Genomic DNA, 12,869 nt, shown 5'->3' with positions numbered 1-12,869 from the left:
GTGGTGATCCTCGACGAGGCCACCGCGTCCTTGGACTCGACCTCGGAGGCGGCGGTGCAGGAAGCGCTGGCCGAGGCTCTGGAGGGGCGCACCGCGCTGGTCATCGCGCATCGGCTGTCCACCATCCGCAATGCCGATCAGATCCTGGTGCTCGAGCACGGCCGGATCGTGGAGCGCGGCACCCACAACGAACTGCTGGCCGCGGACGGCCGCTACACCGAGCTGTACCGGACCCAGTTCGCCGACGCGAGCCCGGCGGCGGTGGCGTAGCCGCTGGTCAGCCCGGGACACGAGTTGCCGGATCGGCAAAAGGGTTCGAACCCGACGCCGGTCCGGCACTAGCGTCGCAACCATGGGTTCTCACACGCACGGACAGGCAGACACGCACGAGCATCAGCACGCCGAGGGGCACCGGCACTCCCACGGGCATGGCCACGGACACGGCCACACGCACGACAAGATCGACTGGGCGACCATGATCCCGGATCTGCAGCGGGACGACGCCATGTCAGCGGAGGCCAATGCCGAGATCGCGCGCCGGTTGATCGGTCTGATTCCCGCCCGCACCGAACCGACCGTGCTCGACATCGGGGCCGGGGCCGGCGGTCAGAGCGTGGCGTTCGCACGTGAGCTGCTGGCGCGCGGCGGCGGACGGCTGGTCATCGTGGACGCGGTGCCGGAACTGCTCGAGGTGGCCCGGCAATCGGTGAAGATCGCGCTCGCGGGCGACGACCGGGTGCGGGTGGAGACCGTGCTGGCGGACGCCGCCGCGGCCGACTTCGGCGCGGGCCTGCCCGCCGCCGATCTGGTGTGGGCCTCGCGCTCGGTGCACCACCTGCCCGATCAGCAGGCGGGCACCACCCGCCTGGCCGAGCTGCTGCGCCCGGACGGCTGGCTGGCGCTGGCCGAGGGTGGACTGGCGATGCGCTGCCTGCCCTGGGACCTCGGCGTCGGCGAGCCCGGGCTGCAGGACCGCCTGCTGGCCCAGCGCGAGGCGGGTTTCGCCCAGATGCGCACGGACATCACCGATTCCACGCCCATGCCCTATGGCTGGAACGTGGCGCTGAGCCGGGCCGGGCTCTCGGCGGTCACCTCCTTCAGCGTGCTCACCGACCATCCCGCGCCGCCCGCGCCGGCGGTGCGCGACAGCGTGATCGCGTGGCTGAGCGGACTGAGCGAGCGGGTCGGCGATCGCCTCGCCGAGGCGGATCGGAACACCCTCACGGCCCTGCTCGACCCGGCGGCCGAGACGTATCTCGGTGCGCGCGAGGACATTTACATCCTGGGCGCGACCACGGTATTCCTGGGCCGCCGATAGGGCCGTCGACGGCGTCGCCGTCAGGGTGCTGGACAGGGCTGTCGATAGCCTGCCCGCATCGACGGGCACGGTCGTGATCTGGCCGTGCCCGAACCGACACCGTGTTGTGCCCGCCGACGCGCCTCCGACCTCCCGAAATGCCCTGCTATGCGGCATAATTCGAGCTCCCATGGCATAACTCACATGATCGTTTCACATGCCGGGGGAGGAGTTTCGGTGACCCGTACCAAGGTGCAGCGGCAGACGCCCGCGACCCACGTCGACGATGTCGAGCGCATGTTCGGTGCGCGGCGATATCAGCCTGCCGCCGAAGCGCCCCCGATGACGATCAGGGTTGACGGCGGGACCCGGCGGACGGACGACGACTGGTCGGTTCCGAAAAAGCTGGTGGCCGACTGTGTTTCGGGCAAGCTGGTCGTCGACTTCACCCGGGCCCGTTGCTCGCGCCGCGAGATCGATGTGCAGGTGGTGGCGGGCGCGGGAGCCATCGTGCTGATCGTGCCGCGCGGCTGGCGGGTCGATCTGGAGGGCGTGTCGCCCGGCAACGGCACCCTCGCCAATCGGGTCCGACTGCCCCGGTTCCCGGGCGCGCCGCTGATCCGGGTCACCGGCCAGGTGGACACCGGTGCGGTGAAGGCACGCTACGCGTACCGGTCACCCTTACGGTGGTTACGCCGCTCGGCCTGATAAGACGGAGAGGTGACGCGCTGGCTGCTGCACGTCGACCTCGACCAATTCCAGGCCGCGGTCGAATTCCGGCGTCATCCGGAGTTGCGCGGCCGACCGGTCATCGTGGGCGGCAACGGGGACCCCGCCGAGCCTCGCAAGGTGGTGTCCTGCGCGTCCTATCCGGCCCGGGCCTTCGGGGTGCGGGCCGGAATGCCGCTGCGCAATGCCGCGCGGATCTGCCCCGACGGCGTCTTCCTACCCCAGGATCTGGCGTTCTACGCCGAGGCATCCGAGGAGATCATGGCGCTGCTGCGCACCTTTCCGGGGCGGGTGGAGGTGCTCGGCTTCGACGAGGCGTTCCTGGCCGTGGACACCGATGATCCCGAGGAACTCGCCGGTGAGATCCGCTCCGCCATCGCCGAATTGGAGCTGACCTGCGCGGTCGGTATCGGGGACAACAAGACTCGCGCCAAGCTGGCCACCGGATTCGCCAAGGCGGTGGGTAAGACCGGGGAGTCCGACGAACCGGCCGTGGCCGGAGCCGGGACCGGGGTCTTCCGGCTCACCGCCGACAACTGGGTGGAACTGATGGCGCACCGGCCGACCGGCGCGTTGTGGGGAATCGGTGCGCGGATCGCGAAACGGATGAGCGCCTTGGGTATCGAGACCGTCGCCGATCTGGCGGCCGCGGACCGGAATGTGCTGGCGAAGGAATTCGGACCGAACACCGGGCCCTATCTGTGGGTGCTCGGCCACGGCGCGGGCGACACCGACATCGCCGCACCGCGGGAACCGGTGGGCCACAGCCGATCCGAGACCTTCCCGGAGGATCTCACCGAACTCGCGGACCTCGATGCGGCGGTGGTGCGGCTGGCCACCCAGGTGGCCGAGGAGACCTTCGCCCAGGGCCGGGCCGTCGGCCGGGTGAGCGTGACCGTGCGGACCAAGACCTTCTTCACCCGCAGCAAACAGCGGAAATTGCCCGCGCCGACCACCGATGTGGACGAGATCGTGCAGACGGCGCTGCTGGTCCTGCACTCCTTCGAGCTGGATCGCCCCATCCGGCTGCTCGGGGTCCGCGTCGAATACGCCATGCTGTGATCAGGTTCCACCGACGGAAGGCATTCTCGCGATGAGCGACTACGAGAACATCGTGTTCGAGCATGACGGGCCGATCGCCCGCATCACCCTGAACCGGCCGAACGCCGCCAATGGCATCGATCAGGCGCTGGCGGACGAACTGGAGCGCGCGGCGTCGTACTGCTCGGACGATCCGGCGGTCAAGGTGGTCGTGCTGACCGGGGCCGGGCGGTTCTTCTCGGCGGGCGGCGATGTCCGGGCCATGGCCGAGAGCCCGGACGCCGGCCGGTTCATCGAGAAGCTGGCCGACACCCTGCACCGTGCGGTGTCGGCGCTGGCTCGGATGGACGCCTTGTTGATCGTGGCCGTCAATGGCACTGCGGCCGGAGCCGGATTCAGTCTCGCGGTGGCGGGCGATCTGGTGGTGGCGGCCGAATCGGCCAAATTCACCATGGCGTACACCAAGATCGGCCTCAGCCCCGACGGCGGCGCTTCCTACTACCTGCCGCGCCTGATCGGCCTGCGCAAGACCCAGGACCTGATGCTGACCAACCGCACGCTGACCGCGGCCGAGGCGCTCGATTGGGGCCTGCTGCACCGGGTGGTGCCCGATGCCGAACTGGCGGACGCGGCCGAGACGCTGGCGCGGGAATTCGCCACCGGGCCCAAGGGCTCCAACGCGAATGTGAAGAAGCTGCTGCTGGTCTCGTCCCAGCACACCCTCGAGGAACAGCTGGGCACCGAGGCGGCGTTCATCACCCGCTGCGCGGAATCCGCGGACGGGCAGGAGGGCATCGCCGCCTTCACCGGGAAGCGCGCCCCGAAATTCGCCTGATCCCGGCCGCTTTCACCGACCTGACCAACGTCGTGCCACTTATGCTCGGGACATGGAGTTCCAGGCGATGGTGGCACACGAATCGGACAGTGGGATCGCCCTCATCCGGGAGGAAGTCACCGACGACTTCCTGATGCCCGGTGAAGTGACGATCAAAGTGCACTTCACGAGCGCCAACTACAAGGACGGACTGGCCATCACCCCGCGCGGCGGGGTGGTGCGGCAATACCCCCTCATCCCCGGCATCGACCTCACCGGTGAGGTATTCGCTTCCACCGATCCGGAATTCGCGCCCGGCGACCTGGTCGTCGCGCACGGCTACGAGATCGGGGTGTCCCATCACGGCGGTTTCGCCGAATACGCCCGGGTCCCCGCCGGATGGGTGGTCAAGCTCGACGGGCTCACCCCGCGCGAGGCCGCGGCCATCGGCACCGCGGGCTACACCGCGGCCATGAGCGTGCAGGCGCTGCTGGATCGCGGCCTCACCCCCGATGCCGGTCCGGTCCTGGTCACCGGCGCGACCGGCGGTGTCGGCAGTGTGGCGGTCGACATCCTCTCCGGTCTCGGTTTCGAGGTGATCGCGTCCACCGGCAAGATCGGTGCGGGCGAACTGCTTTCGGCGCTCGGCGCGAACACCGTGATCGGGCGGCTGCCCGGCGAGGACAAGGTCCGGGCACTGGGCAAGGCGCAGTGGGCGGCCGCGGTCGACAGCGTCGGCGGCACCTCGCTCGCCTACGTGCTCAGCGCCATCAAATACGGTGGCGCGGTGGCGGTTTCCGGGCTCACCGGAGGATCGGATCTGCCCACCACGGTCATGCCGTTCATTCTGCGCGGGGTGTCGCTGCTCGGCATCGACTCCGCGCACTTCCCGATCGCGCAGCGGCGTGACCTGTGGGCGCGGCTGGCGAAAGACCTGCGACCCCAGCATCTCTCGCTGCTGGAGAACTACGCCCCGATCACCGAGGCGGAGGCCGTCCTGCACTCGATTCTGGACGGCACCCATTCCGGCCGGACGGTGCTCGGGGTCGCGGGGCAGTTCTAGCCGACCATCGCTCGTACGAGGTTGTGGTCGGAGGCTCCGGCCACATCCTCGACGACCAGGTCGCGCACCGGAACCCCGTGCCCGACAACATGATCGATGAACTGGGATTTCGAGCCCGAATCCCGGGGCCGGGTCGGGACCGAATCGGACGCGAAATCGGCGACGGTGTAGCCCTCACCCAGGCCCGCGGCCAGCGCGGTCCGGTCGATATTGAAGTCACCGAGCAGCACGGCGGGGCTCGCCTCGGTGAGTTCACGCAGTCGTTTCAGCTGCATGTCACGGCGTTCGTCGCCGGTCACATGAGTGGCGGCGATGAGGAGCCCGCCGAGTTCGACCGCGAGGACGCCCTTGCCGAGGTCGAGGGCGAAGGATTCGGCGGCGACCGGTCGCGCGGTGCCGTCGACCAGGATGACCAGGTGTTCGCTCCGGTCCTCCAGCACATTCGCCACGCGGCGCGGACGCGGCACGCGCGGGTAGTCGAGTACATGGAATTCCCTGCCGGGCAGGGCATTCCGGAGGCTGGCGAGCTGATCTCCGCTGACCTCCATGAGGGCGACTACAGTCTCGGTGCGAGCCGCGATCGTGGCGGTCACGGTGGCGATCCGCTTGGACTCCTCCGGCCATAGCCCTGCGATATCACTGACCCAGTTGTCGGCGTGAACGCGATGCAGGACATTCCAGGTGGCTACGGAGATCACTACAGCACCCTATGAGATTCGAACGGACCGTGCGGGTTTCATTCCATTCGAAAACAGTAAGGGGGTGTGAGGGCTAGCCCCCACACCCCCTTACGTTTCATGTGAAACAACGAAAGTTCGCTCTTCGGTTGCTCTTTCAGCCAGCACCGGCCAGAACTTCCAACGCGGCCGAGAGGTGCGGCAGCGCGGGAGGCCCGTAGGACGAGGCGATCTCGGCCAGCGCGCGGGCCAGGTGCGGCGCGATGGCGGCGGCCGGGAGCAACTCCTCGGCCAGCACGATTCCGCCGACGACGTGACCGGCCTTGATGCGCTGATCCCGGGTCACCTCGTAGCGCCACGAACCGATCTGCACCCGTTCGGGATCCGAACGGAACATGGACTTGCGGGCCGGGGTCCGGGTAACTCCGGGGACGCCGGAGAAGACGTTGAACACCAGACCCAGCCCGCCCGGACCGCCGAGTGCCGCATTGATGGCACCGGTGGCGGTCTCGACGTCGAAATCGGTCACGAGTTCATGCCAAGGGTGAACTGCGGAATGATCGGGTCGCCATCGCCGATGCGGCGAACGGCAGTGCCGGAGGCATAGAACTCGACCGTGTGATATCCCCAGGCGTAGTTGGAGATATCGAAGCTCACGCCGGTGACACCGGTCGCGCCGTCGCGTTCCGCCTCCGCCTGCATGCGGGACATGGCCAGCTCACGGGCCTGGTAGTTGCCCTGGGTCCACTGCGGCATCTCCATATTGCGGCCCATCTGGCTGAGCATCTGCCGGAAGCTCTGCACGGCGACGTGGAAGACGCAGTTGCCCATGACGAAGGCCACGGGCGCGTACCCGGTGCGCATGAGCGTCACCAGGTCCTGACCCGAGAGATGACTGGTGAACGCCTGGCCGTTCGGACGCCGATAGCTGCCGGGGGCCTTCGCGAAGCGGACGGCCGTGCCGACCGCGATGAACTCCAGGTGCTCGAGCGACTCACCGTGCTGCCGCCACTCCAGGCGGACGCCCACCACGCCGTCGGCCTTGAGCGCGTCGGCCTCGGCCTGCATGCGGGACATGGCATTCCAGCGCGCCCGGTAGGTGGCCTCGGTCAGCACCGGCAGCTCCTGCTGCTGGCGGATGCCGGTGAACTGGAAGCCGACGTGATAGACGGAAACGCCCATCACCAGATCGATGGGCTCGAAGCCCGCGCCGTGCAAGAGCGCGAATTCGTTGACCGAGAGGTCCGAGGTGAAGATGCGGTTCGCGTGCGAGAGACGCTCACCCGCGACCTGATCGAGCGGCTGCGGCTGGCCGGGCTGGTTCGGCTGGTTGGGTTGCATTGCGTTCGCCCTCCGTCGGATCCCCGATGAATCCATAACGAGGGTACGACTCGGTCTGGTTCCGGGCCCGGCGAAAAAACGAAAGGGCCGTGCGTGTTCTGAGAACACGCACGGCCCCTTTCCCGGCGGCTTACGCGGTCGCGCTCAGCGGCCGCCCGTCGTAGGCCGGTTCCGCCACCGGTTCGATGGCGTAGGCCAGGATCTCGGCCACGTCGGCGACGGGACGGACATCCAGGGCGGCCAGCACCTCGGTGGGGACCTCGTCCAGGTCCGGCTCGTTGCGAGCCGGGATGAACACGGTCTTCAGGCCGTTGCGCTGGGCGGCGAGCAGCTTCTGCTTCACGCCGCCGATCGGCAGCACCCGTCCGTTCAGCGTGACCTCACCGGTCATGCCGACATCCGCGCGGACCTGGCGACCCAGGGCCAGCGACACCAGGGCGGTGACCATGGTGACGCCCGCCGACGGACCGTCCTTGGGCACCGCGCCCGCCGGGAAGTGGATGTGGATATTGCGATCCAGCACGCTCGGCTCGATGCCGATCTCTTCCAGGTGGGAGCGGACGTAGGTCAGGGCGATCTGCGCGGACTCCTTCATGACGTCGCCCAGCTGACCGGTCAGGGTCAGGGAGCGATCGCCCTCGGCGGCATTGGCCTCGATGTAGAGAACATCGCCGCCCGCGCCGGTCACGGCCAGACCCGTGGCGACACCGGGGACCGCGGTGCGTTCCACCCCGTCGGGGGTGAAGCGCGGACGGCCCAGGTAGTCCTTCAGGTCACCCAGTCCGATCACCAGTTTGCCGGTGGTGGACGGGGTTTCGGCCTCGTAGCCCAGGTTCTTGTCGTAGCCCAGGCCCTCCGGCACGAATTCGCCCTTGCTGATCACGCTTTCGGTGTCCGCGATGTCCGCCGATTCCGACAGCTTCGTCGCCGCCTTGCGCAGCGCCTTGGCGATCAGCCGCTCCATCTGCCGCACCCCGGCTTCCCGGGTGTAGTTGGCGGCGACCTCACGCAGCGCCTCATCCGTGATCGAGACCTCCTCAGCGGTCAGAGCGTTGCGCTCCAGCTGCCGCGGGATCAGGAAGTCGCGGGCGATGGCCACCTTGTCGGACTCGGTGTAGCCGTCCACGCTGATCAGTTCCATGCGGTCCAGCAGCGGGCCCGGAATCGTCTCGAGGACGTTGGCGGTCGCGATGAACAGCACGTCGGACAGGTCCAGATCCAGGTCCAGGTAGTGGTCGCGGAACGTGTGGTTCTGCGCCGGGTCCAGCACCTCCAGCAGGGCCGCCGCGGGATCGCCGCGGAAGTCGCTGCCGACCTTGTCGATCTCGTCCAGCAGGACAACGGGATTCATCGATCCCGCCTCCTTCATGGCGCGCACGATGCGGCCGGGCAGCGCGCCCACGTAGGTGCGCCGGTGACCGCGGATCTCGGCCTCGTCGCGCACGCCGCCCAGGGCGACGCGAACGAACTTGCGGCCCAGGGCCCGTGCCACGGACTCACCCAGCGAGGTCTTGCCGACACCGGGCGGACCGACCAGCACCAGCACCGCGCCGGAACCGCGTCCGCCGACGACCTCCAGGCCGCGGGCGGCCCGCCGCGAACGCACGGCCAGGTACTCGACCATGCGGTCCTTGACCTCGTCGAGGCCGTGGTGGTCGGCGTCCAGCACCGCGCGGGCGGCCGAAACATCCGTGGAGTCAGTGGTTTTCACATTCCACGGCAGTTCCAGGACGGTGTCGAGCCAGGTGCGGATCCAGCCCGTCTCGGGGCTCTGATCGCTGGAACGCTCCAGGCGACCGACCTCGCGCAGGGCGGCTTCCTTGATGTCGGCGGGCAGGTCGGCGTTCTCGACGCGGGTGCGGTAGTCCTCCGCGCCGTCCGGCTCGTCCTCGCCCAGCTCCTTGCGAATCGCGTTGAGCTGCTGGCGCAACAGGAACTCGCGCTGGGTCTTCTCCAGGCCCTCGCGCACGTCCTCGCTGATCTTCTCGCTGACCTCGGTCTCGGCGATGTGCTGGGTGGTCCACTCGATCAGCTTGGTCAGTCGCGCGAAAGTGTCCGGGGTGTCCAGGATCTCGCGCTTCTGCTCATTGCTGAGGTAGGAGGCCCAGCCCGCCGCGTCGGCCAGCGTCGACGGATCGTTCATCTGATTGACCGCGTCGATGACCTGCCACGCCTCGCGGCGTTGCAGCACCGACACGACCAGCTTCTTGTATTCGGCCGCAAGCTCTTTGGTGCGGCCGTCGGCGGCCGGGATCTCGACCGGTTCGGCCTCGACCCACAGTGCCGCGCCCGGCCCGGTCACGCCGTGGCCGATCTTGGCCCGGCTCTCCGCCTTCAGCACCGCGGCGGGCGCGCCGCCGCGCATCCGGCCGACCTGTTCGATGGTGGCCACGACGCCGTAACTGGCGTACCCCTCATCGAGGCGAGGCGCGACCAGCACCTGGTTGACCTTGCCCGCGCGGGCGGCATCGATGGCGGCCTGCGACGACTCGTCCAGCTCGATCGGCACGACCATGCCGGGCAGCACGATCGGATCGGTCAGGAACAGGACCGGCAGGTTCGTTGGTGTAGTCACGTCTTCGACCCCTTCCAAGGTTGAGCGTTACCTACTCAACCCCACCCCCTACCCGAATGTTCCAACCCTTTGTTCGCCTGGGGAGAACATCATCAGAGATAGGGGTTGACGGCTTGAGCTAATGCGATTAGCTTTATGGCTATCGCAGTTAGCTTCACTCGCTAGGGAGAGAACGACATGACCGAGTACGTGGACATCGAAGGTGGCCGGATCGCGTACGACGAGGCCGGGACGGGCCCGCTGGTCGTGCTGTCGCACGGCATGGGGATCGATCGGAATGTCAACAAGCACCTGATGCCGCTGCTGGTGGCCGCGGGCTACCGGGTGGTCAACACCGATATGCGCGGACACGGCGAGTCGAGCCTGGAGTGGGCGTCGGAGACCGGGAAGGCCGCCATCAGCCGCACCGACGTCGCCAACGACCTGCTCGCGGTGATCGAGAAGCTGGGCGGCGGGCCCGCCGTCGTGATCGGGCACTCGCTCTCCGGCGGGTCGGCCACCATCGCGGCGGCCCTGCGGCCGGACCTGGTGCGGGCGATCGTGGAGATCAACCCCTTCACCCTCACCCAGAAGGCCGACATCGGAGCGCTTTTCACCAACTCGCGGCACCGCAGCGGCATGATCCCGCTGATGGCCACCATGATGTTCAAGAGCGCCGGGCAGTGGCTGAAGTACCTGAAGGTGGCCATGCCGTCCAACCCGTCCGACCGTGACGAGTACCTGGCCGAGGTGTCCGCCAAGCTGGCCGAGCCGGGCCGGATGGCCGAATTCATGAAGTGCGGCAAGTCGACTCCCGCGGACGCGGAAGCCCAGGTGCCCAACGTGACCCAGCCCACCCTCGTCATCATGGGCGGCGCGGACCCGGACTTCCCGAGCCCCGAGGCCGAGGGCCAGCGCATCGTCGCTGCCCTGCCCGCCGGACTGGGCAGCCTCGCCCTGGTCCCGGGCACCGGCCACTACCCGCAGTTCGAGAAGGCCGACCAGGTGGCAGAGTCGGTGCTGCCCTTCCTGAAGGAAAACCTTGCCTAGGGTGGGCCTGAGCCGGACCGACGTCGTCGCCGCGGGGGCCGCCCTCGCCGACGAGGTCGGTTTCGGCAATCTGGCCCTGGGCACGCTGGCGCAGCGGCTGGGGGTGCGAACTCCCTCGCTGTACAAGCACATCGAGAGCCTCGCCGACCTGCAACACGGCATCGCGGCGCTCGCCATGGCGGAGGTCGACCAGTTGGTCCGCGACGCCATGCACGGCAAATCCGGCAGCGCCGCCCTGGCCGCCTTCGCGAACACCTTCCGCGAGTACGTGGTCGAGCACCCGGGCCGCTACAGCGCGACCGTCGGCGCGAAGTTCACCGGGCCGGATGATCCACTGCTGCAATCGGGTTCGCGCGTGCTGGACTCGATGGCCGCGGTGCTGCACGGCTACGGCATCGGCGCCGACGAGATGGTGCACGCCCAGCGCACATTGCGCTGCCTGTTCCACGGCTTTGCCACCCTGCAAGCCGCGGACGGCTTCCAATGGAGCAATGACGCCGAGGACAGCTTCGACTGGATGATCCGCTTCCTGGATCGCGGCCTCACCGAAATCGGCTCGGCCTGAACCAAATTGCGGGACCATGAAACCGACACTGACAACGAGGGTGTTGGGGTGGCATGGAACAGTACGAATGCGACGGCGTCCGGATCTCCTACATTCGCCGGGGTGAGAACGGCCCACCGGTAGTCCTGCTGCACCACGCCGGTGCGGCGCACGTGGTGTGGATGCCCCAAATCCAGGTGCTGGCACGGCAATACCGGGTCTACGCTCTCGATCTGCCCGGCTACGGCAGCTCCGGCAGGACGCTCGCGAATGACCCGGTCCGCGGCTTCACCCTGGCGCGCTACACCGAGCTGATCCACCGTTTCCTGGTCGACCAGGAACTCACCGATGTCAGCCTGATCGGCAATTGCCTGGGCGGCGCGATCACCCTGAACACGACCCGGCGGCATCCCGAGCTGATCCGGGCGGCGGTGGCCATGAATCCACTCACCGAATCCACCGTGCTGTACGGCAGATTGGGTGCGGCGGCCCGTCTCGACCGCGCAGCGCCCGAGGCGGTGATCGCGGCCCTCGAAGGCTGGCACACCCCGCGCTGGCTGGCTCGCGCCACCGTGCGCTACTGGTTCACCAGACGCCGCGCCTTCCGGGCCTGCCCGTACACGGGTGCACTGTCGGCCGGTTATCCGGCCGGATCGCTGCTGCGCGTCATCCGGGACCTGCCTTCCTTTGCCGCACTGGACGATTGGCCCGACCGCGACGCACTGCCGCCGATCTGCACGATCTGGGGCAGCCGCAATCGCGTGCTCTCGGCGAGCGCGGGCCGCGCCCTGAACGAGCGCCTACGCCCCGATCGCGCCGAGTTCATCGCCGACGGCGGCCACGTGCCGATGTTGGAGCAGGCCCCGCGGGTCACCGCCATCCTCACCGAATTCCTTGCCGCCCAGCTCCCCGCGGACCCCGTCCGCTGAGTGCCGGCCCGGCCTACCATGGCGGCCGGGGGAGACCTCCGAACCGGAACGAGGAGCATATGAGCACGATGCTGGCCGCACGACTACATCTGGGACCGCGCTCGGAGTCGCCGCGCTCGCGGCGGCTGGAGTTGGACGAGGTGCCGATTCCGGAGCCGGGGCCGGATCATGTGCTGGTCAAGGTGGAGGCGGCGGGGGTGTGCCTGTCGGATGTGCATCTCATCGACGGGACGCTGACGCCGCTGTTCCTGAAGGGCGATGTGGTGACCCTCGGGCACGAGGTCGCGGGCACCGTCCACGCGCTCGGGCCGGGGGTGACGGCCGCGAAGGTGGGGGACCGAGTGGTGTTGCAGGCCGGGGAGTTGCGTGGCGGGGCCACGTTCACCCGCGGCGTCGACTACGACGGCGGCTGGGCCGAGTACACGCTGGCCCGGGTGGACACCCTGGTGCCGCTGCCGGACGAGCTGCCGTTCGAGCAGGCGTGCTTCATCCCGGACGCGGTGTCCACGCCCTGGGCGGCGATCACCGCCACCGCCGAGGTGAAAGCCGGTGAGGCCGTGGGTGTCTGGGGCGTCGGCGGGCTGGGCGCGCACGGGGTGCAGTTGCTTCGGCTGGTCGGGGCCGCGCCGATCATCGCGATCGATCCGCTGCCCGCCGCCCGGGAACGCGCCCTGGAGTTCGGTGCGGACCTGGCCTTGGATCCGGCCGATCCCGACCTGCGCGCCAAGGTTTTCCAGGCCACGGGCACCGGTCTCAATGCCGCCTTCGACTTCGCCGGGGTGGCTCCGGTGCGCGAGCAGGCCGTAGTGTGCCTCGCGCCGCAGGGGCGG

General features: G+C 68.7%; 13 protein-coding genes and 1 pseudogene. 10 read left to right on the top strand and 4 right to left on the bottom strand.

Annotation, left to right across the window (positions count from 1 at the left end; all coding sequences use genetic code 11):
- From ACWELQ_RS20630 to ACWELQ_RS20605, 6 genes and pseudogenes are all read left to right on the top strand, one after another.
- Positions 1 to 270, top strand: a pseudogene (locus ACWELQ_RS20630) (ABC transporter ATP-binding protein); the annotation flags it as partial.
- 82 nt (positions 271 to 352) lie between these two features.
- Complete coding sequence (locus ACWELQ_RS20625) at positions 353 to 1,318, top strand: class I SAM-dependent methyltransferase (RefSeq protein WP_452398657.1); 966 nt, start codon at positions 353 to 355, stop codon at positions 1,316 to 1,318.
- 216 nt (positions 1,319 to 1,534) lie between these two features.
- Positions 1,535 to 2,005, top strand: coding sequence for a hypothetical protein (locus tag ACWELQ_RS20620; RefSeq protein WP_452398656.1), 471 nt, complete (start codon positions 1,535 to 1,537; stop codon positions 2,003 to 2,005).
- A 12-nt stretch (positions 2,006 to 2,017) separates the two neighbouring features.
- Entirely contained in the window at positions 2,018 to 3,088 is a 1,071-nt protein-coding gene (locus ACWELQ_RS20615) for a DNA polymerase IV (RefSeq protein ID WP_452398655.1), read from the top strand.
- A gap of 31 nt (positions 3,089 to 3,119) precedes the next feature.
- Positions 3,120 to 3,902: an enoyl-CoA hydratase/isomerase family protein gene (locus ACWELQ_RS20610; protein ID WP_452398654.1), complete on the top strand. Its 783-nt coding sequence runs from the start codon at positions 3,120 to 3,122 to the stop codon at positions 3,900 to 3,902.
- 52 nt (positions 3,903 to 3,954) lie between these two features.
- On the top strand, positions 3,955 to 4,944 hold the full coding sequence (locus tag ACWELQ_RS20605) for an oxidoreductase (protein WP_452398653.1): 990 nt from the start codon (positions 3,955 to 3,957) through the stop codon (positions 4,942 to 4,944).
- Here the strand turns inward: ACWELQ_RS20605 and ACWELQ_RS20600 are convergent.
- The 4 genes from ACWELQ_RS20600 to lon form a co-directional block, all read right to left on the bottom strand.
- Entirely contained in the window at positions 4,941 to 5,642 is a 702-nt protein-coding gene (locus ACWELQ_RS20600) for an endonuclease/exonuclease/phosphatase family protein (protein WP_452398652.1), read from the bottom strand. The two genes, ACWELQ_RS20605 and ACWELQ_RS20600, sit on opposite strands and share 4 nt — an antisense overlap.
- 136 nt (positions 5,643 to 5,778) lie before the next feature.
- Entirely contained in the window at positions 5,779 to 6,150 is a 372-nt protein-coding gene (locus ACWELQ_RS20595) for a DUF5073 family protein (RefSeq protein WP_452398651.1), read from the bottom strand.
- The gene (locus ACWELQ_RS20590; protein WP_452398650.1) at positions 6,147 to 6,962 is read right to left on the bottom strand and encodes a heavy metal-binding domain-containing protein; all 816 of its coding nucleotides are present in this window, start codon (positions 6,960 to 6,962) and stop codon (positions 6,147 to 6,149) included. Before ACWELQ_RS20590 ends, ACWELQ_RS20595 begins: the two co-directional genes overlap by 4 nt.
- A gap of 130 nt (positions 6,963 to 7,092) precedes the next feature.
- Positions 7,093 to 9,477, bottom strand: a complete 2,385-nt coding sequence (gene lon / locus ACWELQ_RS20585) for an endopeptidase La (RefSeq protein WP_452398659.1) — start codon at positions 9,475 to 9,477, stop codon at positions 7,093 to 7,095.
- A 237-nt stretch (positions 9,478 to 9,714) separates the two neighbouring features.
- Here lon and ACWELQ_RS20580 point away from each other — a divergent pair, with 237 nt between their 5' ends.
- The 4 genes from ACWELQ_RS20580 to ACWELQ_RS20565 form a co-directional block, all read left to right on the top strand.
- Positions 9,715 to 10,566, top strand: a complete 852-nt coding sequence (locus tag ACWELQ_RS20580) for an alpha/beta fold hydrolase (protein WP_452398649.1) — start codon at positions 9,715 to 9,717, stop codon at positions 10,564 to 10,566.
- Between the two features lies 1 nt (position 10,567).
- Positions 10,568 to 11,131: a TetR/AcrR family transcriptional regulator gene (locus ACWELQ_RS20575; RefSeq protein ID WP_452398658.1), complete on the top strand. Its 564-nt coding sequence runs from the start codon at positions 10,568 to 10,570 to the stop codon at positions 11,129 to 11,131.
- A gap of 53 nt (positions 11,132 to 11,184) precedes the next feature.
- A complete protein-coding gene (locus ACWELQ_RS20570) occupies positions 11,185 to 12,039 on the top strand; it encodes an alpha/beta fold hydrolase (RefSeq protein ID WP_452398648.1) in 855 nt (284 codons plus the stop codon).
- A gap of 59 nt (positions 12,040 to 12,098) precedes the next feature.
- A partial coding sequence (locus ACWELQ_RS20565) for an alcohol dehydrogenase catalytic domain-containing protein (protein WP_452398647.1) occupies positions 12,099 to 12,869 on the top strand: 771 nt, incomplete at its 3' end.

The sequence above is a fragment of the Nocardia sp. NPDC004722 genome (assembly GCF_053601505.1).
This window is presented reverse-complemented; position numbering and strand designations above follow the sequence as displayed.

Excerpts from the sequence above, each read along its gene's own strand:
- ACWELQ_RS20590 (WP_452398650.1), bottom strand. The coding sequence starts at position 6,962 with ATGCAACCCAACCAGCCGAACCAGCCCGGCCAGCCGCAGCCGCTCGAT.
- ACWELQ_RS20605 (WP_452398653.1), top strand. The coding sequence starts at position 3,955 with ATGGAGTTCCAGGCGATGGTGGCACACGAATCGGACAGTGGGATCGCC.
- ACWELQ_RS20625 (WP_452398657.1), top strand. The coding sequence starts at position 353 with ATGGGTTCTCACACGCACGGACAGGCAGACACGCACGAGCATCAGCAC.
- ACWELQ_RS20610 (WP_452398654.1), top strand. The coding sequence starts at position 3,120 with ATGAGCGACTACGAGAACATCGTGTTCGAGCATGACGGGCCGATCGCC.
- ACWELQ_RS20570 (WP_452398648.1), top strand. The coding sequence starts at position 11,185 with ATGGAACAGTACGAATGCGACGGCGTCCGGATCTCCTACATTCGCCGG.
- lon (WP_452398659.1), bottom strand. The coding sequence starts at position 9,477 with ATGGTCGTGCCGATCGAGCTGGACGAGTCGTCGCAGGCCGCCATCGAT.
- ACWELQ_RS20580 (WP_452398649.1), top strand. The coding sequence starts at position 9,715 with ATGACCGAGTACGTGGACATCGAAGGTGGCCGGATCGCGTACGACGAG.